23 protein-coding genes and 1 tRNA gene are annotated in these 25,851 nt (G+C 53.9%); 3 read left to right on the top strand and 21 right to left on the bottom strand.

The annotated features are described in order from the left end of the window. From ACML7B_RS01905 to ACML7B_RS01925, 5 genes are all read right to left on the bottom strand, one after another. On the bottom strand, positions 1 to 543 hold a 543-nt coding region (locus ACML7B_RS01905), incomplete at its 3' end, for a pseudouridine synthase (RefSeq protein ID WP_418539100.1). After that, the gene (locus ACML7B_RS01910; RefSeq protein ID WP_418539101.1) at positions 527 to 1,705 is read right to left on the bottom strand and encodes a DHHW family protein; all 1,179 of its coding nucleotides are present in this window, start codon (positions 1,703 to 1,705) and stop codon (positions 527 to 529) included. The genes ACML7B_RS01910 and ACML7B_RS01905, both read right to left, overlap by 17 nt. Before the next feature lie 136 nt (positions 1,706 to 1,841). After that, positions 1,842 to 3,245 carry an MBOAT family O-acyltransferase gene (locus ACML7B_RS01915; RefSeq protein ID WP_418539102.1) on the bottom strand — a complete coding sequence of 468 codons (1,404 nt, stop codon included), beginning with the start codon at positions 3,243 to 3,245 and terminating at the stop codon, positions 1,842 to 1,844. Between the two features lie 16 nt (positions 3,246 to 3,261). After that, a complete protein-coding gene (locus ACML7B_RS01920) occupies positions 3,262 to 3,747 on the bottom strand; it encodes a DUF4358 domain-containing protein (RefSeq protein WP_418539103.1) in 486 nt (161 codons plus the stop codon). After that, a complete protein-coding gene (locus ACML7B_RS01925; protein ID WP_418539104.1) occupies positions 3,744 to 4,541 on the bottom strand; it encodes a GDSL-type esterase/lipase family protein in 798 nt (265 codons plus the stop codon). The genes ACML7B_RS01920 and ACML7B_RS01925 overlap by 4 nt, the downstream gene beginning before the upstream one ends. A gap of 98 nt (positions 4,542 to 4,639) precedes the next feature. On the opposite strand from ACML7B_RS01925, the gene ACML7B_RS01930 reads away from it, so the two are divergent. Beyond that, positions 4,640 to 5,107 (top strand): DUF5721 family protein, encoded by a 468-nt coding sequence (locus ACML7B_RS01930; RefSeq protein ID WP_418539105.1) that lies wholly within the window; start codon positions 4,640 to 4,642, stop codon positions 5,105 to 5,107. A 62-nt stretch (positions 5,108 to 5,169) separates the two neighbouring features. Here the strand turns inward: ACML7B_RS01930 and htpG are convergent, their stop codons facing one another. From htpG to ACML7B_RS01945, 3 genes are all read right to left on the bottom strand, one after another. Further along, entirely contained in the window at positions 5,170 to 7,224 is a 2,055-nt protein-coding gene (gene htpG / locus ACML7B_RS01935) for a molecular chaperone HtpG (protein ID WP_418539107.1), read from the bottom strand. A 133-nt stretch (positions 7,225 to 7,357) separates the two neighbouring features. Continuing rightward, positions 7,358 to 10,738, bottom strand: coding sequence for an FtsX-like permease family protein (locus ACML7B_RS01940; RefSeq protein WP_418539109.1), 3,381 nt, complete (start codon positions 10,736 to 10,738; stop codon positions 7,358 to 7,360). A 9-nt stretch (positions 10,739 to 10,747) separates the two neighbouring features. Then, entirely contained in the window at positions 10,748 to 11,452 is a 705-nt protein-coding gene (locus tag ACML7B_RS01945) for an ABC transporter ATP-binding protein (RefSeq protein WP_418539111.1), read from the bottom strand. A gap of 93 nt (positions 11,453 to 11,545) precedes the next feature. Between ACML7B_RS01945 and ACML7B_RS01950 the strand changes: the two genes are divergently transcribed. Then, positions 11,546 to 12,046, top strand: coding sequence for an N-acetyltransferase family protein (locus tag ACML7B_RS01950; RefSeq protein ID WP_418539112.1), 501 nt, complete (start codon positions 11,546 to 11,548; stop codon positions 12,044 to 12,046). A gap of 63 nt (positions 12,047 to 12,109) precedes the next feature. Here the strand turns inward: ACML7B_RS01950 and ACML7B_RS01955 are convergent, their stop codons facing one another. From ACML7B_RS01955 to ACML7B_RS01975, 5 genes are all read right to left on the bottom strand, one after another. Beyond that, a complete protein-coding gene (locus ACML7B_RS01955; RefSeq protein ID WP_106790022.1) occupies positions 12,110 to 13,522 on the bottom strand; it encodes an amidophosphoribosyltransferase in 1,413 nt (470 codons plus the stop codon). Between the two features lie 92 nt (positions 13,523 to 13,614). Further along, the gene (locus ACML7B_RS01960; protein WP_418539113.1) at positions 13,615 to 14,682 is read right to left on the bottom strand and encodes a hypothetical protein; all 1,068 of its coding nucleotides are present in this window, start codon (positions 14,680 to 14,682) and stop codon (positions 13,615 to 13,617) included. Between the two features lie 90 nt (positions 14,683 to 14,772). Next, on the bottom strand, positions 14,773 to 16,335 hold the full coding sequence (locus ACML7B_RS01965; protein WP_418539114.1) for a ClC family H(+)/Cl(-) exchange transporter: 1,563 nt from the start codon (positions 16,333 to 16,335) through the stop codon (positions 14,773 to 14,775). A 12-nt stretch (positions 16,336 to 16,347) separates the two neighbouring features. Then, entirely contained in the window at positions 16,348 to 17,028 is a 681-nt protein-coding gene (locus ACML7B_RS01970) for a TIGR00266 family protein (protein WP_418539115.1), read from the bottom strand. Positions 17,029 to 17,169: 141 nt separating this feature from the next. Then, a tRNA-Ala gene (locus ACML7B_RS01975) sits at positions 17,170 to 17,242 on the bottom strand. A 136-nt stretch (positions 17,243 to 17,378) separates the two neighbouring features. On the opposite strand from ACML7B_RS01975, the gene ACML7B_RS01980 reads away from it, so the two are divergent. Next, positions 17,379 to 17,933: a hypothetical protein gene (locus ACML7B_RS01980; protein WP_418539116.1), complete on the top strand. Its 555-nt coding sequence runs from the start codon at positions 17,379 to 17,381 to the stop codon at positions 17,931 to 17,933. Here ACML7B_RS01980 and ACML7B_RS01985 read toward each other — a convergent pair. The 8 genes from ACML7B_RS01985 to ACML7B_RS02020 all read right to left on the bottom strand — a co-directional run. Further along, positions 17,930 to 18,766 (bottom strand): HAD family hydrolase, encoded by an 837-nt coding sequence (locus tag ACML7B_RS01985; RefSeq protein ID WP_418539117.1) that lies wholly within the window; start codon positions 18,764 to 18,766, stop codon positions 17,930 to 17,932. The two genes, ACML7B_RS01980 and ACML7B_RS01985, sit on opposite strands and share 4 nt — an antisense overlap. Next, positions 18,760 to 20,376, bottom strand: a complete 1,617-nt coding sequence (locus tag ACML7B_RS01990; RefSeq protein WP_418539119.1) for an N-acyl-D-amino-acid deacylase family protein — start codon at positions 20,374 to 20,376, stop codon at positions 18,760 to 18,762. The genes ACML7B_RS01985 and ACML7B_RS01990 overlap by 7 nt, the downstream gene beginning before the upstream one ends. 24 nt (positions 20,377 to 20,400) lie before the next feature. After that, the gene (locus ACML7B_RS01995; protein WP_346708838.1) at positions 20,401 to 20,904 is read right to left on the bottom strand and encodes a transcription elongation factor GreA; all 504 of its coding nucleotides are present in this window, start codon (positions 20,902 to 20,904) and stop codon (positions 20,401 to 20,403) included. Positions 20,905 to 20,927: 23 nt separating this feature from the next. Further along, positions 20,928 to 22,259: an MATE family efflux transporter gene (locus ACML7B_RS02000; protein ID WP_418539120.1), complete on the bottom strand. Its 1,332-nt coding sequence runs from the start codon at positions 22,257 to 22,259 to the stop codon at positions 20,928 to 20,930. Continuing rightward, positions 22,256 to 22,696, bottom strand: coding sequence for a MarR family winged helix-turn-helix transcriptional regulator (locus tag ACML7B_RS02005; RefSeq protein ID WP_418539121.1), 441 nt, complete (start codon positions 22,694 to 22,696; stop codon positions 22,256 to 22,258). The genes ACML7B_RS02000 and ACML7B_RS02005 overlap by 4 nt, the downstream gene beginning before the upstream one ends. Before the next feature lie 126 nt (positions 22,697 to 22,822). Continuing rightward, positions 22,823 to 23,536 carry a collagen-like protein gene (locus tag ACML7B_RS02010; protein WP_418539123.1) on the bottom strand — a complete coding sequence of 238 codons (714 nt, stop codon included), beginning with the start codon at positions 23,534 to 23,536 and terminating at the stop codon, positions 22,823 to 22,825. Between the two features lie 90 nt (positions 23,537 to 23,626). Then, on the bottom strand, positions 23,627 to 25,309 hold the full coding sequence (locus ACML7B_RS02015) for a recombinase family protein (protein WP_418539124.1): 1,683 nt from the start codon (positions 25,307 to 25,309) through the stop codon (positions 23,627 to 23,629). 96 nt (positions 25,310 to 25,405) lie between these two features. Then, on the bottom strand, positions 25,406 to 25,851 hold a 446-nt coding region (locus ACML7B_RS02020), incomplete at its 5' end, for a DUF6870 family protein (protein ID WP_418539125.1).

Genomic DNA, 25,851 nt, shown 5'->3' on the forward strand with positions numbered 1-25,851 from the left:
GGTGAGCACAATGCGGAAGGTAAATTTACCCACCGCCTCTGCCCGGCAGGGCCTGGTCACCGCGTCCAGTCCTTTCTCCCGGTCCGTGATGTGGACGCCCTTTCTCAGGCCCTCCAGGAACTCTTCTGTCACCGGGCGGTCCACCGTCACCCGGTACTCCTTCTCGTGGAAATGGCGGGCCCGCATCATCTTGTTGATCAGGTCCCCGTCGTTGGTCATGATGAGAAGCCCCTGGGAATCCTTGTCCAGCCGTCCTGCATAAGTGACGCGAACCGGATAATTGAGAAAACGGGCGGTGCTGTTACGCTCCCGCCGTTCTTCTGTACATACGATCCCTGCCGGCTTGTAGAAAGCCAGTATCACTTTTTCCTCTTTTCTGCGGATCACTTTCTTCCCGACCCGCACCTCCTGGCTGTCTGTCACCTGCATCCCCGGGACCGCCCGCTGGCCGTCCACCGTCACCTGTCCGCTTAAGATCAGGCGGTCCGCCTCCCTGCGGGAGCAGACGCCGGCTTCGCTCAAATATTTATTCAGCCGTACCATCGCTCAACACTCCGCTAATACTGTTGTCCTCCACAAAGGTATTTCCATTATACAGGAAAAGCACCTGATCAAAAGAATAATCCGACATTTCCTGTTCAATATCTCCATAGTAATATCTGGGATCGATCATTACGATCTCCCGGTAGTAAGGAGCCAGAAAAGGCACCAGGCAGTTAGCGTAGGAATCCTTGAAGACCAGTAGCCTCGCCGTGGAATCTGCCGTTGTCCGGATATCGATCTTACCGTAGTTCCCGCCGAAAAACACGGCATATTTGTCCTTCTCATCCAGCTTGGAAGGGTCGTAAAATGTAGCGGTCTTGCGCTGCTCATCGGTGTAGTTGACCACCACCTGCACCTGATCGGCAGGATCTTCTGTCCCGTAGACATAGATGGGCTCCCGGTAACCACCCTCGTATCCGCTGGTGGACGACAGGGCTCCGTTAAAATCACCGGTCACTGCATAAGGCTTCATCCCGGGCGCCTTGGAGGTATCAAGCTCCATGGCCGCCGCCAGCGCCTCATATCCATAGTATGCCCCCAGGCTGGTCCAGTGATGATCGGTGCGATAATAAATCTCTTCTTCCTTATGGCTTTCCAGCGCCTTCTGAAGATCCACCCAGGTCACATCTGACCCAAGACTCTCCCGGATCTTCTGAAACTGTTTTCCCTGGTCCTTGGTCACTGCCAGGGTCGGAAGCTTGTCTGACAGGATGTTGGCCGCGTTGGGCGAAAGCGCCATATAGAAAGAGATCTCGGGATACCGGCCTGCGAAGGCCCGGATGGCCTCCAGGTTCTTCTCCGTCTGTTCTCCCGGAGCCTTGATCTCTTCCAGAAGATAGTGGTCTTTTCCTTTGAACACCCCGTTGGACTCCCGTTTCCCGGATAAAAGATCCACGGAGGTCTTAAGCGACACCCACAGATCCCGGCCGGCAAACTGGTCGGACTTGTAGGACTCGTACTGGCTCATAAACCGTCCGCTCTCGATCCCGGACCAGGTGACAGCGGGCTTCTGAGTCAGCATACGGTTCTCCTTCTCCGAAGATTCCTTATCTTTCGCTATAAAGTTAACGAGGCAGATAAGCGCAGTCACTCCGATAAAAAGGAGCGCCATGATCTTCCTGCTGCATGTCTGCCTTTGTCTCTTCCTTTGTCTTTGGCTCATTCTCTTCTCCTGAGCAGTCAGGGGCTGTTTCTTTTGGATTCCACAGCCCCTGCCTACATTCTGTTATAATATAACGGCAATGTATTACATTTTTGTTAATTTTCTGTTACATAATGATTAATTTCCCCGATTCCTCCTAGAAACGGAAATACAGGAACGGGTTGTAGGATTCCGTTACCAGATAGGCTATGCACAGAAGGAACAACCCCAGATATACCAGGGCGTTGACCCGGACCCTCTCCCGCTTCCCGCCGTAGATCAACTTCTCATATACCCGGTGAAGGACAGGGGTGGAACATAAAATCAGAAGCACCCACACCGGCCCGTTGCTCACCAGAAGATAAAGTCCCTGCCGGTCCGCCAGTCCGCAGCCGCTCCCCGCCATCAGCCCAAGGTACCCAAAGGCATCGCCAAGAGTGGGGCTGAAGAAGAACACCCAGCCGATCATCACCAGGACGATGCTGTAGAGATGTTCCACCGCTCCTGGAAGTTTGGCCAGGATATGGCTCAGGAAATATTTCTCGATCAGAAGCAGGATCCCGTAATACAGTCCCCAGAACACAAAGTTCCAGGCCGCCCCGTGCCACAGGCCTGTCAGGAGCCACACCGCCATGATATTGCGGATATGCTTTGCCGTACTTACCCGGTTTCCTCCCAGAGGGATGTAAACGTATTCCTTGAACCAGGTACTCAGGGAAATATGCCACCTGCGCCAGAATTCCGTGATATTTCTGGAGATATAGGGATAGTTGAAGTTGGGGCGGAACTCAAACCCGAACATTTTCCCCAGGCCGATAGCCATATCCGAATATCCGCTGAAGTCGAAATAAATCTGGAAGGTATAAGCAGCGCACCCAAGCCAGGCGCTCAAAGCAGAAGTCTCTCCTGCTCCAAGAGCCGCCACGTCATTGAACACCATGCCGATAGTATTGGCCAGGAGCACCTTCTTGGAAAGCCCCCGGATAAAATACATCACGCCGTCGCCAAACTTACCCCAGCCCATTTTCCTGCTGCGAAGCTGCCGGGCGATATCCGCGTATTTCACGATAGGGCCGGCGATCAGCTGGGGGAACATGGTCACATAGAGGGCGAAATCCAGAAGACTTCTCTGCACCCGGACATTTCCCCGGTACACGTCGATCACATAAGACAGGGTCTGGAAGGTATAAAAGGAAATCCCTATGGGAAGCGGCAGCTCCCGGTAAGGGATATCCACAGGCAGGATCGCGTTCAGACTGCCCAGCAGAAACCCTTCATATTTGAAGAATCCCAGGATACACATATTCACCACGATATTAAAAATGATGCTCTTCCTGGCCTTCCCGGCGTTTCCCAGGTTGCGGGCCACGTCCAGGCCGGAGATATAGTTAAACAAGATGGAAAAGATCATCAGAAAAATGTAGACCGGCTCGCCCCAGGCATAGAAGACCAGGCTGGCGGCCAGAAGCACTACATTTTTTAATTTGCCGGGGACCAGATAATAAAGGATCAGTGTAACCGGCAAAAATGTAAATAGAAATAAAATACTGCTGAAAAGCATTTCTTTTGTCCCTCAACTACAAACTTTTCTTAAAGGCTTCATCTCCTGCCTGCGCCTTTCCGGAGACGATCAGGATCACATAATCCCCTTTGCTCTCCAAAACCGCGTCATTCAGAAGTTTTGTCTGCTCCACGCCGTATCCCTCAAAGCTTTCCTTCTGGGTATCCAGGCGCTTCTGTGCCGCTTCCGTCACCGGTTCTTCCTGGGCCTCGTCCGCCAAGCGCACGATCAACACCTCGTTGACGCCCATCACGTCGTCCGGCAGGTACAGGGCGATCCCTCTGTAATCTTCCGGATTCAGCCCGTAATATCTCTTGATGTCCTGGGTGCCGGCCTTCTCCATCCCTTCTGTGGATACCGCCTCCAGGACATTTTTCTCCACTGTCTCAAGGGGCGCGTCGCCGCCCTCCCGCATGAGCAGGAACACCACGTAGGCGATGATGATCACGATCATGCCGTATTTGGCAAAGTCTATTATATCGAATCCTCTTCTCTTTCTCACAGCTTTGCCACCTCCGCCATGTGATCCACCCAGCCGGGATAATAATCCGGAGACATATGTATCCCGTCGGCAGTATAATATTCATCCTTCACCAGGTTTGTATTGTCGATAAATACTGCGCCTTCTTCCTCGCAGAGCCTGGCCAGTCTTTCGTTAAACTCCGGGATGTTCCCGTAGTCGCTGTTCTCCTCGATCACCTTAGACTGGACCGGAAGAATGCTGTTTATGTAGATCTCTGTATCCGGAAGGGCTTTCTCGATCTCCTGGAGCACAGAGCGGTAATCTTCCTCAAAGGTGTCCGCATTGCCCCGCGCCGCCTTCAGATCGTTCATCCCGATGGCCAGGAACAGCTTCGCCGGATTTGCGCTGATCACCCGGTCTTCACATTCCTTCAGGCCATCTCTTCCTGCGCCGCATACTCCGATGCCCCTCTGGGCGATCACAAGGGATTCATTCATAATCCCGAATTCATAGAGGCCCTGACTGACAGAATCCCCAAGAAGAAGGGTCCCCGCAAATATCTCATTGTAGGAACGGTCCTCAGATTCCCGCTTCTCCTTCCGCTCTTCTGCCTCCAGTTCCTGGATCTTTGCATCGATTTCCTGCACGTCCGCGCTGGCCACTTCCTCCAGCCGCTTTCTCCCCTCGGTAGCGTCTACCCTGGGATTCATAAGCCGGACCGCCACCACGATACCTGCCACAAGAAATAAAAGCAGGACCGCAGCCACGGCAAATCTTAAAATTTTATCGCCCTCCCCCGGCCTTTTCCGCCGGGATCTCCCTGATTTCCTCATAATTTCTCCTTTTTCACCAGGTGGTATTGTACTGTTTTTCCCCATTAATGTAAATCTGTGCTATACTATTTTACAGATTACAAAGGAGTTTTACCAAAATGAATGTATTTCTACTATCTGCAAAGGATACCATGAATCATCTTCTTCTGCAAGAAACCTTCGATAATTTCTCATTCATCGAAGGAGAGATCACCACCTTCAACCGGTTTACCATGGACGGCTACCTGCACAAAGAGTTCTTCGATGAGCCTCCCCGGCAGGAATATTCCTGTTGGAGAGACATGCGCGGCTATTGCCTGGAACTGATCCGGGGAAAACGCACGCCCCTCTCCTTCCGGATCGTCCTGTCCCTTGCGCCGGAACAGTTCCCCGCCTTCCTGGAATCCCATGAGCTGTCAGCTTTCCGCCCGGGAGAGATCCGGGGGCTGTACCTCAACTTCCAGTATGACGGCCAGGCCCTCCAGTGCGTCACCGGGGTCTCCCTTTCCACCTTCAGCCTGGACAGATCCCTGGAACGCCAGTGGGACGAGTACGCCAAAGAACTGTTAAAAAACTGGATAAATTAATTGGGGACGTGGTATTTTTAAAAATACCACGTCCCAGATTGAAAAAACCCTGTCCCAAGTCATTATTTCGTTAACAGCAACATGATTTCGTTGCTTCTCTTGACAAACTCTGTCATCTCTTCCGGATTCAGCGGCTTGTGGGCCAGCATTGCCAGATCATAAAGCTGATGGCAGATCAGGCCGGTCTTCTCGCCTTCTTTATGCTCCACCACATACTGTACCAGTGGATGATTGGCGTTCAGGATCAGAGTGGTCTCGCCGCCCAGGTCCATGCCGGTCATGCCGTACATCTTCATCATCTCCTGCATCCGGCGGTTCTGCTCAGACAAGGTCATCATGGAAGCCACGTTGTCGTCTTTCAGCTTCTCGATCTTCACATCCAGCTTGTCGTTGCCCAGCTCCTTGCGGAAGATCTCGATCAGGCTGTCGGAGGTCTTCTTGAATTCTTCTTTGTCTTCCTCCGCCACTTCTTCCCGGATATCTTCATTCACATCCGCATCGATACGCTGGAAGCGGATCGTGGGATTGCGCTGCTCCAGCTGGGTGATAAACGGAGAATCGATGTTGTGGCCCAGGATCACCGCATCCTTGCCCTGGCTTCTGAAGAGGTTGATGTACTGGCTCTGCTGGATCTCGTCGGTAACATAGTAGATGGTGGTCTTGATCTCCTCTACCTTGTTCTCATCCTCCGCCGGATCCTCATCCTTCTTCTCATTATGTTCCACTACCTCGCCGCCGTTCTCCTCGATGCAGTCCTTAAGGGTCAGATACTTGTGATCCAGGTTCTTGAAGAGGATGGCGTCCTTCATCTTGTCGCAGAACTTCTCATCCTTCAGGCAGCCAAACTTGATAAACGGACTGATATCGTCCCAGTATTTCTCATAATCTTCCCGCTTGGTCTTGCACATACCGGACAACTTATCCGCCACCTTCTTGGAAATGTAATCCGCGATCTTATTTACAAATCCATCGTTCTGCAACGCGCTTCTGGACACGTTAAGAGGCAGGTCCGGGCAGTCGATGACACCCTTTAACACCATCAGGAATTCCGGGATCACTTCCTTGATATTGTCCGCGATGAACACCTGGTTATTGTAAAGCTTGATAGTTCCCTCAATGGAATCGTACTCGGTATTGATCCTTGGGAAATAAAGGATTCCCTTCAGGTTAAATGGATAATCCATGTTCAGGTGGATCCAGAACAAGGGCTCTTTGTAGTCCAGGAACACCTTGCGGTAGAACTCCAGGTAATCCTCATCCGAGCACTCGTTGGGATGTTTGGTCCAGAGCGGATGAATGTCGCTTAAGGAAACCGGGCGCTTCTGAATCTTTACCTTCTCTTTGGCCGGCTCCACTTCCACCATTTCCTTCTCGCCGTTTTCCTGTTCCTTCTCTTCCATCTTCGCGTCTTCATGGATATGCTCGATGACCACATCGTCATCCTTCAGATCCGCCTCGTCGATGGTCTCATACTCCGGCTCTGCGTTGGCCTTGGACAGGAAGATCTCCACCGGCATGAAGGAACAGTACTTCTCGATCACTTCCCGCATCCGGTACTCGTTGGCAAACTCCACGCTGTCCTCGTTGAGATACAGGGTCATCTCAGTTCCCACGCCTTCTTTGCTGCCGTCCTCCATCTCATACTCCGTGCCGCCGGTACTTACCCAGTGGACCGGCTTCGCCCCTTCTTTATAAGAAAGGGTATCGATATGCACCTCGTCCGCCACCATGAAAGCAGAGTAGAAGCCCAGGCCGAAATGACCGATCATATCGTCCTCTGTCGTCTTATCCTTATATTTCTCCAGGAACTCGGTAGCGCCGGAGAAAGCGATCTGGGTGATATACTCCTCCACCTCGTCCGCCGTCATGCCAAGTCCGTTATCGATAAACTTCAGCGTCTTGTCCTCCGGATTCACAACTACCTGGATCGCCGGCTTATAATCATCGGGAAGCTGATACTCTCCCATCATATCCAGCTTCTTCAGCTTGGTGATGGCGTCGCAGCCGTTGGAGATCATCTCCCGCACGAAAATATCATGATCAGAATATACCCACTTCTTGATAATCGGGAAAATATTCTCGCTGCTGATGGACAAATTGCCTTTTTTTGCTGCCATTTCTATCACTCCTAAAAAAATATTTTACAATTAAAAATCCTTTCGGATGCTCCAACAGTAATATTAATACTCCTGCAGGTAAAAGTCAACAAAAAATTAGCACTCTTTGACAAAGAGTGCTAATAATTCATTTTTACTCGATACTCTTCAGGGATTCTACCATATCGATCTTCTTCAGCTTGAAATACATCACCAGATTCACTACCAGCGTGAAAAGCAAGGTAAACAGGAAGCTGTAGAGATAACTGGGCAGGTTTACATTCCTTCCGAACATGGCGGCGTCCACCTCCACCGTCTGGATCACGAACAGATGTAGGATCCTTCCCAGGATAATTCCAAAGGCCGCGCCCAGCACGGTAAGTACGATATTCTCCCGGTAGACATACATGGCCACCTCCGGATCATAGAAGCCCAGCACCTTCAGGGTGGCCAGCTCCCTCTGCCGCTCTGTGATACTGATGTTGTTCAGGTTATAGAGCACCACAAAGGCCAGCATGCCCGCGGAGATGATCAGCACCACGATGACCAGATTAAGACTGGTCAGCATATCGTCCAGCTGGGAACGGATATCATGGGTATAGCTTACACTCAACACCTCATCCCTGGCCAGAATGACCTGGCCTGCGTCTTCCAGCCGATCCTGAGAGTATCCTTCCGGCACCTGGAAGAAGATGGCGTTATACTCCGGCTCCTCCCCGTAGAGCTCCTGATAATAGTCCGCAGAGAGATAAAGGTAATGGCCCATATAATTCTCGCAGACCTCACTGATCTTTACTTCCCGGTCCCCTTTTTCCTCATCCCGGAGAACAATAGTGTCCCCCACTTCCGCATTCAGAAGGTCTGCGGTCTTCTCTGTGATGATGGCCCCGTCGTCCGGGAGCTGATAAGTTTCATGAGTCTTCCTGTCCCGGAAGCAAAGGAAATCCCTGGCTTTCTGGGTATCGCTCAACACGCACATATAGGCTTCATGGGTGTCTTTGCCGCGCTCCAGGGTCTGGTTCATCATATCCACATCCAGGAAATCCCGCACGTCGGGATCTTCCTTCAGGAAGGTTTCCAGCTCCTGGCGCTCTTCCTGGCTTAAATCCTCCTCCGGGAAAATGCTCCCGTCATAGAACTGCAGCTCCCCATACTGAAGATCCGCGATCTCGAAAATGGAATCCCTGAGGCCAAATCCCACCAGCATCAGCGCCATACATCCGCCAATGCCAAACACCGTCATAAAAAGCTTCTTCTTATACCGCACCAGGTTGCGGACAGCGGATTTCCAGTTGAAATTCAGATGGTTCCAGATGATCCGTACCCGTTCCAGCAGCACCCGCTGCCCCTTCTTGGGGGAGGGCGGACGCATCAGCACCGCCGGCTGCGCTCCCATCTCCCGGTAGCAGGCCATCAGTGTAGCCGCAATGGTACAGGCCACCGCCGCCGCGGAAGCCATGGCCGCATAACTCCACTGGTAGGGCACCAGGATCTCCGGGATATTCTGATACATGATCCCGTAGGCATAGATAATGATAAAAGGCAGAATCTTCTCCCCGATCAGCACGCCCAGGATACTGCCTCCCACCGTGGCAAGAAGTGCGTATCCCAGATATTTGGAAGCAGTGGTAAACCGGTCGTAGCCCAGGGCCTTCATGGTCCCCACCTCGATCCGCTGCTCCTCCACCATCCGGGTCATGCTGGTCAGGCTGATCAGCGCCGCCACCAGGAAGAAGATCACCGGGAACACCTGGCCGATGGCCCGCATCCGATCTGCGTTCTCCCCGTATCCGTCGTGTTCCGGGAGATTTCCCCGGTCATACACATACCAGTCGGGAAGCTCGATATCCTGGATCTCTTCCTCCGCGTCCCGGATCTCCTGCTCGCCCTGGGCGATCTCCTCCTCGGCTTCCTGCTTCCCTTCCTCGTACTCCTCTTTGGCGTCCGCAAGCTTCTTCTCATTTTCCCGGATCTCGGCTTCCCCATCCTTAAGGGTCTGCTCCTGGGACTCCAGTTCATCCCAGGCGGCGTCGATCTGAGACTGGCCGCTCTGGATCTCCTGATAGGCTGCCTTTAATTCCTTCTCGCTGGCGTCCAGCTGCTTCTTTGTATCCTTCAGCTGCTTCTGACCGTCTTCCAGCTGTTTTCTTCCCTCTTCCAGACCGGCGCTTAACTGGTTATACCCCTGCTGCGCCTGATCCAGTCCGGTTTTCACCTCAGAAGCCTGCCCTTCCAGCTCTTCTACCTTGTCCTCGTATGCTTTTTTCTGCACTTCCAGAGCGGCAATCTTCTTCTGGACCTCATCTGTCTGCTCCAGCTTCTTTAATTCTTCAATCTGACTCTCCAGTTCCTCAATGGGAGCCCGCAACTGATCCATTGCCTGCTGCAGCTTATTGTACGCTTCTGTCCCTGTCTCAATCTGCCCCTGCAGGATCGCCATCTGCTCCTCCAGCTCCTGGAAACTCTGCTCTGCCTGGGCTTTCTGCGCATCAAATTCTTCCTTCCCCTGCTGGTACGCCTTCTTGCCCGCCTCCAGCTGGTCTTTTCCATCCTGGTACTGTTTAAGCCCGTCGTCCAGTTCCCTCTGTTTGGAATTCAGGGTCGCCCTGGCGTCCCGGATCTGAGCTCTTCCGTCTTCCATCTGCGCCTTGGCGTCCTCAAGCTGAGATTCCCCATCCTCAATCTGGCTCCAGGCATCCGCAAGCTCTTCCTGGGCAGTTTTGCGCCCGTCCTCCAGTTCCTGGCGCGCCTCGTCAAGCTCTTCCTCAGCCTCCGCGATCAACTCATCCCGGCGGATCCGTCCCCGTTCTCCGGTGATATCCTCCACCCGGTCCAGCACCGTCTCAATCTTCTCATCATAAGCGTCCGTGTAGGTGGTCAGTTCCTTCGCCCCTTCCACCTGGAGATAAGCCTCTGTATACACCTCCGTCACAAAAGCGCTCTTTGGCACCACAAGAAAACCATCCAGCGTACCGGTGCCGATGGTGGTGCTTCCCCGTTCAAAGGAAATATAGCAGGGAGAGCTTCCTTTTCCCACTACCGTAAATGTATCGGTCCCCAGGGTATCCTCCACCGGATCATCAGTCCCGGATTCCAGGACAATCTCGTCTCCGATCTCGTAACCCATGGCATTGTCCACCATGCACTCATCCGCCGCCTTTGGAAGCCGCCCCTCGCTGACAGCCACCTGGTTCATCTCTTCCGGCAGGGACATTACATGGAGCACCGTCTGCTCATCATCCAGAGTGCTTAAAAAATCCTGGCTGTAGGCTCCTTCCACAGCCTCCACGCCCTTCACCTCTGCCAGGGCTGCAAGGTCGTCCTCCGTAACCCCGTAGGTGCTCATCACCTGGATGTCCATCAGGTTGGTCCCGTCAAAATAGGCGTCGCCGGTCAGCCGCATATCCGGTTCCGAAGACCGGATCCCGGAGAAAAAGGCCACGCCAAGAGCCACGATAAACAAAATGGACAGAAAGCGCCCCGGGCTTTTCCGTATTTCTCTATAAAAGTCTTTTCGCGTCGCTTTTGTGCCCATACTTCTCCCCTACCACTCTATGGTCTCAACGGAAACCGGGTTCTCATTCTCGATCACCCGGGAAACCAGTCCGTTCTTGATCTTGATCACCCGGTCCGCCATCGGCGCGATGGCTGAATTGTGGGTGATCAGGATCACCGTCATCCCAAGGTTCCTGCAGGTATCCTGCAGAAGCTTCAGGATGGATTTGCCCGTGTTGTAATCCAGCGCCCCTGTAGGCTCGTCACACAGCAGAAGCTTGGGATTCTTCGCCAGCGCCCGGGCGATGGACACCCGCTGCTGCTCCCCGCCGGACAGCTGCGCCGGGAAGTTGTCCATCCGATCTCCCAGTCCCACTTCCCGCATCACCTGTCTGGCGTCCATAGGATCCTTGCAGATCTGAAGCGCCAGCTCCACATTCTCCAGGGCAGTCAGGTTGGGGATCAGGTTGTAGAACTGGAAAACAAACCCGATGTCGTCCCTCCGGTAGGCGGTAAGCTGCCACTGGGAATACCGGGCGATGTCCTCCCCGTCCACTATCACCTGTCCGGAGGTTGCGGTATCCATACCTCCCAGGATGTTGAGCACAGTGGTCTTGCCGGCGCCGCTGGGCCCTACCACCACGGCGAACTCCCCTTTCTGGATCTCAAAGTTGATCCCGGCCGCCGCCATGATCTCCACTTCCCCCATCTGGTAGATCTTCTTCACATCCTTCAACGATACAAATCCGCTCATATCCTGCCTCCAAGCCTTTCCCCGGTTCTTGTTTTTTTCCATTATATCACTTATAATGACAGAAGAAAACTAAAGAATCGGAGTGTGATCAACATGGACAACGTAATGTTTCAAAGAGCTGCAGACGACTCTGATCTTGCGGCGATCGCCGGCCTTGCCGATGAAATCTGGCATCAGCATTTTCAGACCATCCTTTCCCCGGAGCAGATCGACTACATGGTAGAAAAATTCCAGTCTTACCCGGCGCTGAAATCCCAGGTGGAAGAGGAGGGCTACGAATACTATCAGACCCTTGTTGACGGAACCCTCGCCGGCTACATCGGCATCCACCCAGAGACCGACGCCCTGTTCCTGAGCAAGCTGTATCTTCACAAGGACTACCGGGGACGGCATATCGCCACACAGGCTTTTCATTTTCTTATTGATCTCTGCAAAAAGCGGGGATTGAAGAAGATCTGGCTTACCTGCAACAAACACAACGACAGTTCCCTTGCGGTTTACCATCACCTGGGATTCCAGGTCACCAATACCCAGGAGGCAGATATTGGAAATGGATTTATCATGGACGACTATATCATGACTTATGTGATCTGACATCCATATACGTCAAAAACCGGCATGACAGCAAGCGTCACGCCGGTTTCTTTTCTCTCTTTTCTATTCTTTCCCGTCAAAGCAGTAAGTACAAAGCTTACAGGGCTCGATCCCGATGGACGCGATCAGATCGTCCAGCCGGTGATACCGGAGAGTGGTAAAGTTCTGCTGCTTCCGGATATCCTCGATCATCTGGGCGTACCGGCAGCTGCATGGATTCGCATACTCTTCCAGCACTTCCTGGGAACAGTTCTCTCCTTCCCGCTCCCGGATCATCCTTCTGGTGATCAGATCCATCTCCGACTTGGAACGGGAGAAGTTCAGATACTTACATCCGTAGAGAAGGGGCGGGCACGCCGGACGGACGTGCACTTCCTTGGCTCCGCTCTGGTATAAGAACTCTGTGGTCTCCCGAAGCTGTGTCCCTCTTACGATGGAGTCGTCGATGAGGAGCAGCTTCTTGTTCTCGATCAGCGCCTTCACCGGGATCAGCTTCATCCGGGCGATCAGATTCCTCTGGCTCTGGTTGGTGGGCATAAAGGATCTGGGCCAGGTTGGCGTATATTTGATGAAGGGCCTTGCATAGGGGATCCCCGCCTCGTTGGAGTATCCGATGGCATGGGCCACGCCGGAATCCGGAACTCCCGCCACGATATCCGGTTCTACGGAATCACCGTCCCGCCGGGCCAGCATACTTCCGCATTTATAGCGCATCTCTTCTACATTGACCCCCTCGTAGGAAGAGGTGGGATATCCATAGTAGACCCACAGGAAGGAGCAGATCTTCATCTCCTGCCCCGGCCCTGCCAGCGTCTCCACCCCTTCCGGCGTGATAAACGCGATCTCTGCGGGGCCAAGTTCCTTGTAATCCTGGTATCCCAGATTGATATATGCAAAGCTTTCGAAAGATACACAGTAGGCTCCCTCTTTGTGCCCGATCACCAGTGGAGTCCGCCCGTACCGGTCTCTGGCAGCGTAAAGCCCGTCCTTGGTCATCAGAAGCATCGTCATGGACCCGTCCACGATCTCCTGGACATACTGGATCCCTTCCACAATGGTAGGCTTCTTGCAGATCAGGGAAGCCACCAGCTCTGTGGCGTTGATCTGGCCGCTGCTCATCTCCTGGAAATGAGAATGGCCGTCCCGGTATACCTGTCTTAGAAGTTCTTCCTGATTATTGATCTTTCCCACCGTGGTGATAGCAAAGCTTCCCAGATGAGACTGGATCAAAAGGGGCTGGGGCTCAAAGTCCGAGATACAGCCGATCCCCAGATTTCCCTTCATCTCTCCCACGTCCCGGTCAAATTTTGTCCGGAACGGAGAATTCTCGATATTGTGGATAGCCCGGTTAAACCCGTCCGCTCCGTGGGTCGCCATTCCGCCTCTTCTGGTTCCCAGGTGAGAATGGTAATCTACTCCGTAAAACAGTTCCAGTACACAATCTTCCTTTGAAGCTACGCCAAAAAGTCCTCCCATGTATCTTCTTCCTTTCTGTCATATCCTGTCTTATGGTTTCTGTTCTGTGCGATTCTCGCCCCGCCATTGTAACACACGGGACGCATTTTTGTCTAATAAGAATTCATATAATCCTCATAATAATTTTCCGACTGGATCATCTTGCTGGGCGTCAGCGTGACCGTAATCCCCTCGTCGCAATGGATGGTGCCTCCCTCCGGGAAAATGTAGTTCTGGTACAGGGTACCGTCACTTCCATAGTCCCCGCCCATGCTCAGGTAGGTCTCTCCCCAGGTCTCACCAGTTTCATCCGGCACTGCAATATTCACACTTCCTGAGCCGGAAGCCACCTGGATATCATAGGTGCCCGGCTCGAAATCCACACCTGCCTCCAGCATCTGATCTTCCCCCACTTCCACCGTCTGGGTCAGGGGATTTTCCATGCCCGCCTCAAGATCCTCCGTCTGGGCATTGTCAGAAGTAAAAGGCACCGGCGTCTGGGCGCTGATGATCACCACCGCCCCCGGGTAGAGGCGCAGGTCGTCGAGAAAACTTTCCTTTGAGGCAGTGTCTCCCCGATATTCATAGAGGTAGATCCCCTGGTCGCTGTCTCTTACCTGGATGGAGTCATACTCCCCTTTGGGATCCGCCGTATATTTCCCGGAAGGGATGTGAAGCCCCACGATATACCGGCCGCTGGGAAGTTCAAATTCCACGCTCTCCCCGGTTTCCGGCATCTCTTCCTCCACATAGGCGTAAGGGTCGGTCTCCACGCTGTAGGACCCATACTCTGTGCCGGATTCAAACACTCTCCCTGCCAGAAGCCCCACAAGGACAAGGATCACCACCGCTACGATCAGGACCACCACACATGTCATGCAGCCGCTTCTTTTCTTCTGCCCAGTGTACATCTGCTGTTGTGGCCGTGGCTGTCCGAACGTCCCCTGGGATGTTGTCTGCCTCTGCTTTTCCGCGGAACTCTTTTGCGCCGTCCGCCTGGGCTCTTCTCTCCTGGGTTCCTGGTATGTCTCTGTATGGACATGAGTCAGGGGAAGATCATCGCAACTGCTCTGATTGATCCTGTAATTCTTCTCTGACTTATTGTTGTCCAGCCCGCATTCTGTACAGATATTATGACTGTCCAGCTTTCCGCCGCACAGGGTACATCTTCTGCCAAACATAGGATTCCCTCCTCATCCGGTATTCTAGTCTTATCTTATTACAATCCGCGGGACCGCGCAACTTCTTTTCCCATACCTTGGCCCCATCTGTCAGAACATCTCCCGGCACAGCTCCTCCATCTCGTCGTGGATTCTTGCCTCGTCCCGCTCATCCGTCATGGTGACGATCACGTCTCCTGCCAGCAGCCGGGTCTTCCCTCTGGGGATGATCTCCTGACTGCCCCGTTCAATCGCCACCAGAAGACAGTTCTCCGGCCACCGGACCTCCCCGATGGTCAGATCCTCGATCCGGCTGCCTCTGCTGACGGCAAAATGCATCAGCATTTTCTCGCCCTGCTCTTTGGGCGGCTTCTCTCCCCTGCGAAGGAGCAGCCGGTCCAGAAGGCTTTCGTAGATGGGCCGGGAGCCAAGAAGCGTAGCCGTGACATAAGCCACGATGGACACCACAGAAAGGGACAGCATCTGGGTCAGCGTCCCGGTCATCTCAAAGATCAGGATGATCCCGGTGAGAGGCGCCCGCACCACCGCCGCGAAATATCCCGCCATGGCCAGCAGGACGAAATTATTGAGGAACACCGGGTCCAGCCCCCACAGGCGGATCCCAGCCATGGCGAAGATCCCGCCCATATAGCCTCCCAGTACCAGCAGGGGGAAGAAGATCCCGCCCGGCGCCCCGGACCCGAAGCTTACCGCGGAAAACAGGAATCTTCCCACCAGAAGGAACACCGCCGTTCCCAGCAGCATATCCACACTGGTCAGCTTCTCGATCAGATCGTGACCGCTGCCCAGAAGTTCCGGCGCCGCAAAGCCCAGAACCCCTGCGCAGAAGAAGGGGATCAGGATCTTGCCTGTGGAATTTAAGAACGTCGCTCTGTCATAGAGGGACTGCACCTTCAGGGTAAACCAGTTATAGAACGCCCCCAGCACCCCTAAGAAAACGCCAAGGCCCAGGACCATCCAGTAGAAATGGACCGGGAGCTCCCGGGTGATGGTAAACTGAAAGATGGAGTCTGTCCCCAGCACTGCCGTAGCCAGGAAATCCGCTGTCAGAGAGGCGGTCATCACCGACAAAAGGGCTGAGACGGAGAAATTCTTATGCACCTCCTCCAGGGAGAACATCACCCCTGCCAGAGGCGCGTGAAATGCCGCGGACAGCCCGGCTCCGGCCCCGCAGGTGAGAAGGAACTTCTCCTCTGTCTTCCCCCGGTCCAGTCCCCGGGAGATCCCTTTGCCCGCCATGGCGCCAAGCTGAATGGAAGGGCCCTCCCTTCCCAGGGCGAGCCCTCCCAACAGACACAAGAATCCTCCCAGGAATTTGGCCGGCAGGACCCGGTACCACTTCTGCTCCAGCTTTCCGGCCATCTCTCCCTCCAGCTGAGGGATCCCGCTGCCTGAGATCAGCGGTTCCCAGGACACCAGCCGGGACACCAGCCAGGCCAGCGCCCCCAGCACCAGGAACCATCCTGCCATCCGCCAGGGCGTCTGCCCCGCATAGGCAAGGATCCCCTCAAGCCAGTCCCCCGCCACATCCAGCGCCATCCGGTACAGGACCACCACGAAGCCGCCAATGCCGCCTACTAGAAGGCCTTCTCCGATCAGGAGCACAGGAAACCGCCGGGCGCGGCTTAAGGTTCCTGAGATACTCTTCTTCACTTGATCTCCCTCCTATGACCCGGAAGGCAGATAGGGCCTTAAGATACCGGCCACATTGCTGATGGGCATGGTCTGCAGCCATACATGTCCCGGACCGGTGATCACGGTGTTGAAAAGTCCTTCGCCGCCAAAGAGCATGTTCTTCACGCCCGGAACGCTCTGGATATCAATGCTGCAGGTGGCTGACATGGCCGCCAGATGTCCGGTATCCACAATGATCTGCTGTCCCGGCTGAAGATCATATTCGATCACATGGCCGTCAAACTCCGCGAACACGATCCCCTGCCCGGATACCCGCTGCATGATGAATCCCTCGCCGCCAAACAGGCCTGCTCCGAACCGTTTGTTGAAGAAAATGGAAAGATTTACTCCCGCTTCCCCTGCCAGGAAAGCGCTCTTCTGGAACACCATATCCTGTCCCGGCGTGATCTCAAATGCCCGGATGGAACCCGGGAAGCTGGAAGCAAAGGCGATCATGCCGTTCCCTCCCTCTGCCGTATACACATTCTGGAACATCTTCTCTCCGGCGAACATCCGGCCAAACGCCTTGCCCACGCCGCCGTTGGTGGTGGTCTCCATCTTCATGTTGGGAGACATCCAGGACATGCTGCCGCCCTCGTTGATCATCTTCTCGCCGCCCTCCAGGTAGCACAGTACAACCGGGAGCGTATCTCCTTTGATCTCGTACTTCATAAAATCGTACCTCCTCATTTTACTTCTTTTATAGTAACCCGATATCCGGCCTGGTTCAAGTTTATTTCCCTATATTTTACAAAAACAGATCTGCCAACGAAAAAAGCGGCGTTCTCTTCGAACACCGCTTTCCTTAAGGAATGGAGCATACGGGACTTGAACCCGTGGCCTCCACACTGCCAGTGTGGCGCGCTCCCAACTGCGCTAATGCCCCACGCAGGATTTATTCTATCACATTTATTTTCAAAAGAAAAGTATTTTTTAATATAGCTTTAATTTTTCTCCCGTATGATACAACCATAACAGACAGATACTCACTGTAATCAAAAGCATGAATGGAGGTAACTACTATGAAAAAAATCCGATTAACCGCACTTGTTATGATCTTTGTATTCGCATTCACACTGATGGGCTGCGCCGCCGGAAACGACGCTGAAAAAGAAGAACTGGAAGCCAAGGTAGAACAGCTGGAGCAGCAGGTCACCGATCTTCAGAGAAGCAGCGGCCAGGAAGCCTCTTCCCCGGAAGAGGAAGCCACCCTTCCGGACAACGTCCAGGAAGATGATAACAAGGAGAAATCTTCCAGCCAGGCAGCCGCCTCTTCCACCGGCGACACCCTGGACACCCTGGAGACCGCTGTCAATGACGCAGTCAAAGAAGCAGAAGCCGCCAAGCCATCCGGAAGCGCCAGCGAGAAGCGGGAACAGTTCTTCACCCTGAAGCATGAACTGGAGAGCGTGGAAGACCGCCTGGACTACTATGACGATGACATTGAAATGCAGTACCGTCAGGGAGAACTGTCCCTGGAAGATTACCGGTCCCAGGAGCATTCCCTGGAACTTCTGGAACATCAGCTGGATATGGCAGAAGACACCCTGGAGTACACCTTTGGGATGGACGACTAAAACTCTGCCAGTATCCGTTCCAGTTCCGCAGCCACACCATCCTCATCATTGGATCCTGTGATCCGGTCCGCCGCGGCCAGACACCCGGGAACGGCGTTGGCCACCGCCACGCCGATCCCGGCAAGTTGCAGCATCCCGCTGTCATTGTCCCCGTCTCCAAAGGCTGCCAGGTGCTCTCTGGCAATCTTAAGATGGTCCAGCAGGAACCGGACGCCCGAGGCTTTTCCCGCCTCTTTATAAGAAATCTCCAGAAGCTGGGGCACAGAAGACGTCACATAGATGTCCTCCACTTGTGTCTCCAGCTTTTTCCACAATGCTTCCTTCCCTTCCCGGATCACCACATCGATGCTGTCCAGTTCCTCCTTATGCCTGCGGATGAATCCCCGGATATCCTCCACCGGCTTCCGGGTCCTTCGCACATAGGACACTGCTGTTGCCGCAGCTCCGTACCGGACCGGGTCCGCCACGTAGGACGCCTGGGCATAAGGGATCCCGGCGATAAACGTCTCATAGGCCACGTCCATCCCTTCCGTCAGCTTCAGGATCTCTTCCGCCGCCTCCGGCGTCAGCTTATATTCCCGCAGGATCTCTCCCGTCTCAAGATCTCTCACCGCAGCCCCGTTGGAGGTGACTGCGTACCGGATCCCGGGGATCCCAACCACCTCTTCCGGCAGAGAACTGACCGGACGGCCGCTGGCGACGATCACATGGATCCTTCGCTCCAGCGCCGCCCGGATGGCCTGCCTGGTCCGCTCGCTCAGCTTTCCCTGGCTGTTCAGTGTAGTTCCGTCCAGATCCAGCGCCACACATCGGATCGCTTCTGTCCCTAACATTTCTTATCCTCCCTGTATCCCCTCCGCAGAAGCCGCCCCGGCGTCTTCCCGGTCAGCCGTCCGTCCTGATAGACCATCTGTCCGTTTACCAGCACACAGTCGATCCCTCCTGCCGGCACGTTGGAATGAAAATAATCCGCCCGGTCTTCCAGATGGTCGTAATCCAGGATCACAAGATCCGCCGCCCAGCCGTCCCGGATCGCCCCTCTTCCTTCCAGAAATGTCCTCTGCGCCGGCAACAAAGTGATCTTGTGGATCATTTCCTCCAAAGTCAACAGCTTCTTCTCCTTCTGGAAATATGCGATGGCATGGGGGAAAGAACTCCACGCCCTGGGGTGCCCTTTCTCCTCCATCCCCCTGCACAGTCCGTCCGTTCCCACACATACATTGGGATTCTGAAAGATCCGGCAAAGGTCTTCCTCACACATGGAGAAATAAATAAAATTCCCCCGCCCCTTATTCCGGACAAAAAGCTCCAGATAAGCCTCTGTTCCATCCCGTCCCATCCTGCGGGCCGCCTCCGCCACGGTCATCCCCTCATATTCCTTCGTCTCTGGAAGGGAAGAGATCAAAATGTGCTCCCAGCCGCCGCAGTTGCGGTACTGGTTCTCAAAATCCTGCCGGTTCTCGATCTCCCCGGCGATCTTGCGCCAAAGCCCGTCTCCTTTTCCTCTTTCTCCCAGTCGCCTGGCCAGGGCCGCCGCCCCCTCTCCAAAATGATCCGGCGGCACCACGGCGCTCATATTGGTCATGGAAGCAAGATAAGGATACTGGTCCAGAGTCACCTGCTGCCCCGCCTGTCTTGCTTCTTCCACCAGTTTCAGGGTCTCCACACTCTTCCCCCAGTTGGGAACGCCGCAGATCTTATGATGGGAGATAAACACCGGGACCCCGGCCTCCCGCCCGATGGTCAGCGCCTCCTTCACCCCGTTGACCACATCGTCCGACTCATTGCGCATATGGCTGGTGTAGATCCCGCCGTATTCTGCCACTACCCTGCACAGTTCTGTCAGTTCTTCTCTGTCGGCATAACATCCCGGCGCATAGATAAGCCCGCTGCTCAGGCCCAGCGAACCCTGCTCCATAGCCTCCCGTAACAGCATTTTCATCTGCTCCATCTCAGGCTTATCCGGTCTGCGGTCCTGATATCCCATTACGCCGGCCCGCAGACTGCTGTGCCCGGTCAGAAGCCGGATATTGGCAGACAGGGGCTGGCAGCTGACCCAGTCAAAATAAGTCCGGTAATCTGTGAATCCTTCCATCTCCTCCGGATAATCCACCACATCTCCCGCCACTACGGCTTTCAGGTCTTCCAGATGGCCCGGCACCACCGGAGCCATGGATTCTCCGCACTGGCCGGCCACCTCCGTGGTGATCCCCTGGCAGGCTTTGCACATCCTCCCGTAGACGGTCCCCAGGATGCCGTCTCCGTGGGAATGTGCGTCCACAAATCCCGGACATACATATTTCCCTCCGGCATCCAGGATCTCTCTGGCATCTTCCCCGGACCCCAGGACGATCTTGCCGTCCCGGACTCCTACGTCCGCCTGACAGGCGGGCGCGCCTGTGCCGTCGATCACCTGTCCGTTTATGATCTTCAGATCCAGCATAACCCTGCCCCCTTTGTTATCGCTCTAATACTTTCTCAGCTGGTCCTCACTGTCGTCACTGGTCTTGATGATCTTTTTGATCACCACATAATACCCGCGGCCTTCAGAAAGTTCCACCTTCACCCGGTCGCCTTCCCGGCGCCCCAGCACCGCCTTCCCAAGAGGAGACTCGATGCTGATCAGCCCTTCCAGGGAATTGCCCCGCACGCTGGTCACCAGCCGGATGGTATCGGTCTCACCCTCGTCCTCAAAATAAAGCTCCACCGTGTTGTTGATCCCCGCCTCGTCTTCCTTTGAAGCGTCCGAGATGATCCGGGCGTTCTTCAGCATCCGCTCCAGATAGCGGATCCGGCTTTCATTCCGGTTCTTGTCCTGTTTGGCCGCCTTATATTCAAAATTCTCGCTTAAGTCTCCCTGAGCCCTGGCTTCCTTCACCGCCTCCAGTTCTTTTTTGCGCACCACCAGTTTGCGGTATTCGATCTCTTCCTTTATCTTCTTCACATCACTTTGTGTCAGCTGCTCTTTCACGTTGATCCTTCCTTCCTGCTTCCTTACTGTATCTGGCTTTCCCGGTTCCCAGAGCTTCTTCCGGCGCTTCGCGCCAGGAGGAGACCTCCGGCCAGCGCAAGGCTTGCCTGGGTAACCGGCTCTGCGATCCACACGCCGGAAAGCCCCAGAAGCCCCGGCAGTACCAATGCGATCAGCACCGCCAGAAGCGACGGCTCCCCATAGATCAGGATATAGGCAGACAGATTCTGCTCCACCGCGTAGAAATACGATGTGGTCACCTGCAGGAATGCCGCGAAGACCAGACCTGCCGCAAAGTAGAGGATCACCGTCTCATACATCTCCTGCACCTGGGAAGACACACCAAAGATTCCCGCCAGACTGCCTCTGGTCATAATGATAGCACCGATACACAGGATTGTCACCCCTGCCGCCATCATGTAGGCCATGGCGCGCACCTTTCGCACACCCTCATATTCTCTGCTCCCGTAGTATCTGCCGATGAGAGGCTGGGCGCCGTCGCCCACTCCCTGGACCAGAAGCTGGACCACGCAGATCACATAGCTCACCACCGCGTAACAGGACACCGCCGTATCCCCTCCGTATACAATGGATCCTTTATTGATGATCATGATCACAATATTGGGGGACAGGGTCAGCCCAAAGGGAGAAGCCGCGATAGCCAGAAGATAGCGGACCACATTTCTCCGAAGGGGAAAGTAAGCATAGTGGAACAGCCCCACCTTCCTCGTAAGGTAAGCTACTGCCGGCACCACCGTCACCGCCTGTCCCATCAGCGTGGCCACGGCCGCGCCTTCCACTCCGTAGTCCAGAACAGAGACAAACAGCCAGTCAAAGATAATGTTGGTCACAAACCCGGCCACCATAGCCGCCATGGCCGTCACAGCCCCGTCGTAGTTGCGGATGATGGGCATCATGCCGGTGCTGAACACCTGGATGGCCGCGCCTGCCGCAATGATCCGGATGTATCCCGCCCCGTAGGTATAGATCTCTCCGCTGGCGCCAAACAGCCGCAGGATCGCCGGATAGAACATAAGCAAAAGCCCTGTCAGCAGGATCCCCGCCAGCAGAAGAAGCACGAAGGCATTCCCCAGATACCGGCGTTCCGTCTCCTCATCCTTCTTCCCTTTATTAATGGCGATCTGGATCGCCCCCGCCATGCCAAGGCCTGTCCCTGCCGCCTGGATCAGCGCCACCAGAGGATAGGCCACGTTGATGGCGGCAAGCCCTGCGTCTCCTACATTTCTCCCTACAAAGAAACCGTCCACAATGGCATAAACCCCGGTAAAGGCAAACGCGATCATGGAAGGGATCACATTTCCGAAGAATTCCCGCTTCACAGATCTTCTCATCATCGCTCCATCTCCTCCTGAAAATACTGGCAGAACATCCGGTTTATCTCCAGAAGAGCTCCCATCTTCTCCTGGCCGATCCGCCGGACAACCGCCAGCTCCGTGCGCTCCAGTTCTTCCATCACCGGTTTTACCGCCTGGTATCCCGCTTCCGTCAACCCGATCTTCTTGCCCCGGCGGTCGGCTTCATCCGGCTGAAAGGAAAGATACCCCTTCTCTTCAAAGTTCTTTAAAATGCTGCTCACCGTCTGCTTGGGCATAGACCACTCCCGGCAGATCTCCTTCTGACGGCAATTCCCGCCGCCATAATAGATTGCATACAATACAAACAGGGCGTCGCAGGTCATGCCGTGATCCTTCGCCCACCTGGTATACAGGGCGTTGGTCTGGTTCCAGAGCCCGTAATATTCTTTTAGCTGACGTTCCAAAATATCACTCAAGATCTTATCCTCCTTATTTAGTCCGTAATCAGACTTCTAAAGTATAGAATACTTTTGTCCCCCCGTCAATCCGTCCAGAGAAAAACGCCGCCGGCGAAAACACCGGCAGCGCTTTTCCTTTTCTGGCTACGACTGCGTCTGAGCCTCTCCCAGCTTGTAGATCTGCAGGGACACATTGGTATACAGATAATTTCCTCCGTCCCCCGCCACATTCAGCGTGGCCGGCGCCTGAGGCACATCCACAATCTGTGCGAAAGAAGCGTTGGCCGTTCCTCCTGCCGCCTGGAACGTGTTGTGCACCGCCGTTCCCTGGACGATCTGCCCGTTCTGCTGAAGATAGAGCGAGATGGTCTGGGGAAAGGACTGGCCGCTGACAGAACTTACACTCCCGTGGAACGACACATAGTAGAGTCCCGGCTCCTGGATGGTAAAGTCCGTATCCCCGCCGGTATGGGAGATAGCCGTCCCCTGAGAGATCTCATTCTGATCAAAGGTCAGGGGATTGCCTGAGGTCCCTGGCTGGGAGGGAACGGAATAGGCCGACAACATCTCCTGGGTCCCGCTGGTCCCTGTCGGACCGGTGGCCCCTGTGGGACCAGTCGCTCCCGTGGGGCCGGTGGCTCCCGTAGGACCTTCCGCGCCAGTGGGGCCAGTGACTCCCGTAGGACCTTCCGCGCCAGTGGGGCCGGTAACTCCTGTTGGACCGGTGGGACCAGTCGGGCCGGTAACTCCTGTTGGACCAGTCGGGCCGGTGGGGCCTCCTGCCGGACCGGTAGCTCCTGTGGGACCGGTGGCTCCCGTCATTCCCGTGGCTCCTGTGGGGCCGGTAACCCCTGTCATCCCCGTGGCTCCCGTGGGGCCGGTTGGGCCGGTAGAGCCGTTTATTTATGCACAACATTAGATTTTCCTTTGTGTTGAGTAGGCAAGCCGTTAGATTGCCTTGTTCTCAATCACTCGGATAACGTTGTGGTTATTCTCAATGTAATCAATAATTCGCTGGTACTCGTCGGCAAAATTGAAGTCAACCGTTATTTCCCCGTTCTCATGCACCCAAACCGCTTTTACGAGTTCAACCATAATCCCGCGGTTAAGGCTCTGAATGTTTTTGTATTTCAGAAAGGCGGTTAGATACGGGTCGTCGGTTCCGATACCATCAGCCATTACCTGCATTTCCTCTTTCAGATAGGAGATGTTCGCTTCAAGCTGTTGTATCTGTTCTGCAATCTTGCCTTTCAAGCGGCGATATTCCTCTTTGGTAATCTCACCGCTTTTCCAATCAAGGTACAAGCTGTCGGAAGCGTCATTGTACTGTTTTAGCTGCTTCTCTGCCTGTTTCAAGGAATAGGATAATCTTTTGCTTTCCCGGTTGATAACAGGCGCGTTGTTAATCCGTTCAATTTCTTCTGCAAGCCGATCTACAAGGGCAATTTGCATTTGCAACGCTGCCAATACCGCGTTTTCCAACTTGTCTTGCCGGATAGAATGTTTGCTGCAAATCTTCTTATCGGTGTAGCTGCGGCAAGAGTAGTAGGCAATATCGCGGGCGGTTTTGCGCCGCATGGCCTTTTTGCAATCCGCGCAACGGACAAAGCCGGACATGAGATAGACTTCCTGTTTGCCGGGGGCTGTCCTTGTGTCGCGCTTATGTAGGGCTTGCGCTTTCTCGAATGTTTCCCTGTCAATAATCGCTTCGTGTGTGTTGGGGACGACAAACCATTCTTCTTCGGGGACGTTGATCTGCTTGTGTACTTTGTAGCTTATTACGCGGTTACGGCCTTGCACCATTACGCCCGTATAAACTTCATTCTGCAATATCCTTGCAATCGTGCTGGCAGACCACAAACCATCGTTTTTGTCGGAATTAGGGTTGTTATACTTAAAGCCTTTTTTCTTCTTATAGGCTTCGGGGTTCGGCTCTCCCATTTGGTTAAGCCGCTTTGCAATCCCCATTTTACTGTACCCCTCATTGACAAACCAATGATAAATGCTTTTGACAACTTCCGCTGCTTCTTCATCTACAATCAAGCTGTTTTTGTCGTTTGGGTCTTTCTTGTAGCCATAAGGGGCAAACGCGCCTATGAACTCGCCGCGCTCCCGTTTCATCTTGAATGTTTTGCGGATTTCTTCGGAAGTGGTCGCGGCAAACTGCTCATTGAACATTCCCCTAATAGGTACTTCAAGACCGCTTGCAGAATGGGGATTTGCGTAAGTGTCAATAAATGGCGTGCCTGTGCAAATAAACCTTGCGCCGTTAATGGGGATAAACTCCTCTAAAAACTTTTGCTGGTCGGCAAGGTTGCGGAAACCGCGTGCAAGGGATTTGATAATCATGCAGTTTACTTCTTTTCGGACAATGCAGCCCTCAAGCCGTTTGAAGTTTGGTCGCGCTGTGTCGGTGCCTGTCAATCCGTCGTCGGCAAACACGTCTACAATCACATAGGTTCCCGGCTCAAAATAGCTGTCTACAAAGTCGCGGAGTATCTTTTCTTGGTTGATAACACTCTCGCTTTCGTCCTCGTTGTCGTCCTCTCTGGATAGTCGAATGTATAGCCCAATTTTCCAAAACGGCTCTGCATAACTGCGTGCCATTTTGTCTTTGCGTATGCGGGGCATTATACCTCCTTTCCCCCTATAATTACGAGTTAATTATACCATTTTCGACCCGTAATCACAAGGTCTTTACCCGTAGGGTTAAGGGAAAGTCGGCGGTTATTTCAGACTTAAAAAGTAATCGCACAATGATTGTTTTAACGTTCTATCCTCTGCGACAAACCGTATTCTTACGGGCGTATCGCCGCAAAGAAAACAATACGGATTGACGATCTGCTCCAAGTAGCTTTGCATTTTTTTTGCTGCTGGCAAGGAACTGTCAATATGGATATTACGAATATCAACCAAAGTGCTGCGGTCAACCTGTGTAATATCAACATTTCTCATTTGTTGAAGTTGTAACTTGGTAATCATCTTCTTTCCCTCCCGGTTAGCGGCATAGTACAGAATATGCGCTCCGGCTTGTACGATATGAGAAATAAGGCTGAAACGGGCGGTTGTTAGCTGCAACCTCACGGGAGTTTCACCCCGGCCCATGCTTATGGGTGCGCCGCGCAATACTTTGAGGGTGTTCAACGCGGGAGTATCATTGTGCCGCCTTGTAT

Source organism: Massilistercora timonensis, assembly GCF_048354975.1.
GTDB classification, from domain to species: Bacteria; Bacillota; Clostridia; order Lachnospirales; family Lachnospiraceae; genus Massilistercora; species Massilistercora timonensis.

What these genes read in the sequence shown, in the direction of transcription:
- ACML7B_RS01940 (WP_418539109.1), bottom strand. Translation starts at nt 10,738, where the DNA reads ATGGGCACAAAAGCGACGCGAAAAGACTTTTATAGAGAAATACGGAAA.
- ACML7B_RS01960 (WP_418539113.1), bottom strand. Translation starts at nt 14,682, where the DNA reads ATGTTTGGCAGAAGATGTACCCTGTGCGGCGGAAAGCTGGACAGTCAT.
- ACML7B_RS02000 (WP_418539120.1), bottom strand. Translation starts at nt 22,259, where the DNA reads ATGATGAGAAGATCTGTGAAGCGGGAATTCTTCGGAAATGTGATCCCT.
- ACML7B_RS02010 (WP_418539123.1), bottom strand. Translation starts at nt 23,536, where the DNA reads ATGACAGGGGTTACCGGCCCCACAGGAGCCACGGGAATGACGGGAGCC.
- ACML7B_RS01980 (WP_418539116.1), top strand. Translation starts at nt 17,379, where the DNA reads ATGAAAAAAATCCGATTAACCGCACTTGTTATGATCTTTGTATTCGCA.
- ACML7B_RS01990 (WP_418539119.1), bottom strand. Translation starts at nt 20,376, where the DNA reads ATGCTGGATCTGAAGATCATAAACGGACAGGTGATCGACGGCACAGGC.
- ACML7B_RS01950 (WP_418539112.1), top strand. Translation starts at nt 11,546, where the DNA reads ATGGACAACGTAATGTTTCAAAGAGCTGCAGACGACTCTGATCTTGCG.
- ACML7B_RS01945 (WP_418539111.1), bottom strand. Translation starts at nt 11,452, where the DNA reads ATGAGCGGATTTGTATCGTTGAAGGATGTGAAGAAGATCTACCAGATG.
- htpG (WP_418539107.1), bottom strand. Translation starts at nt 7,224, where the DNA reads ATGGCAGCAAAAAAAGGCAATTTGTCCATCAGCAGCGAGAATATTTTC.
- ACML7B_RS01915 (WP_418539102.1), bottom strand. Translation starts at nt 3,245, where the DNA reads ATGCTTTTCAGCAGTATTTTATTTCTATTTACATTTTTGCCGGTTACA.
- ACML7B_RS01970 (WP_418539115.1), bottom strand. Translation starts at nt 17,028, where the DNA reads ATGAAGTACGAGATCAAAGGAGATACGCTCCCGGTTGTACTGTGCTAC.
- ACML7B_RS01955 (WP_106790022.1), bottom strand. Translation starts at nt 13,522, where the DNA reads ATGGGAGGACTTTTTGGCGTAGCTTCAAAGGAAGATTGTGTACTGGAA.
- ACML7B_RS02015 (WP_418539124.1), bottom strand. Translation starts at nt 25,309, where the DNA reads ATGCCCCGCATACGCAAAGACAAAATGGCACGCAGTTATGCAGAGCCG.
- ACML7B_RS01930 (WP_418539105.1), top strand. Translation starts at nt 4,640, where the DNA reads ATGAATGTATTTCTACTATCTGCAAAGGATACCATGAATCATCTTCTT.
- ACML7B_RS01985 (WP_418539117.1), bottom strand. Translation starts at nt 18,766, where the DNA reads ATGTTAGGGACAGAAGCGATCCGATGTGTGGCGCTGGATCTGGACGGA.
- ACML7B_RS01910 (WP_418539101.1), bottom strand. Translation starts at nt 1,705, where the DNA reads ATGAGCCAAAGACAAAGGAAGAGACAAAGGCAGACATGCAGCAGGAAG.
- ACML7B_RS01925 (WP_418539104.1), bottom strand. Translation starts at nt 4,541, where the DNA reads ATGAGGAAATCAGGGAGATCCCGGCGGAAAAGGCCGGGGGAGGGCGAT.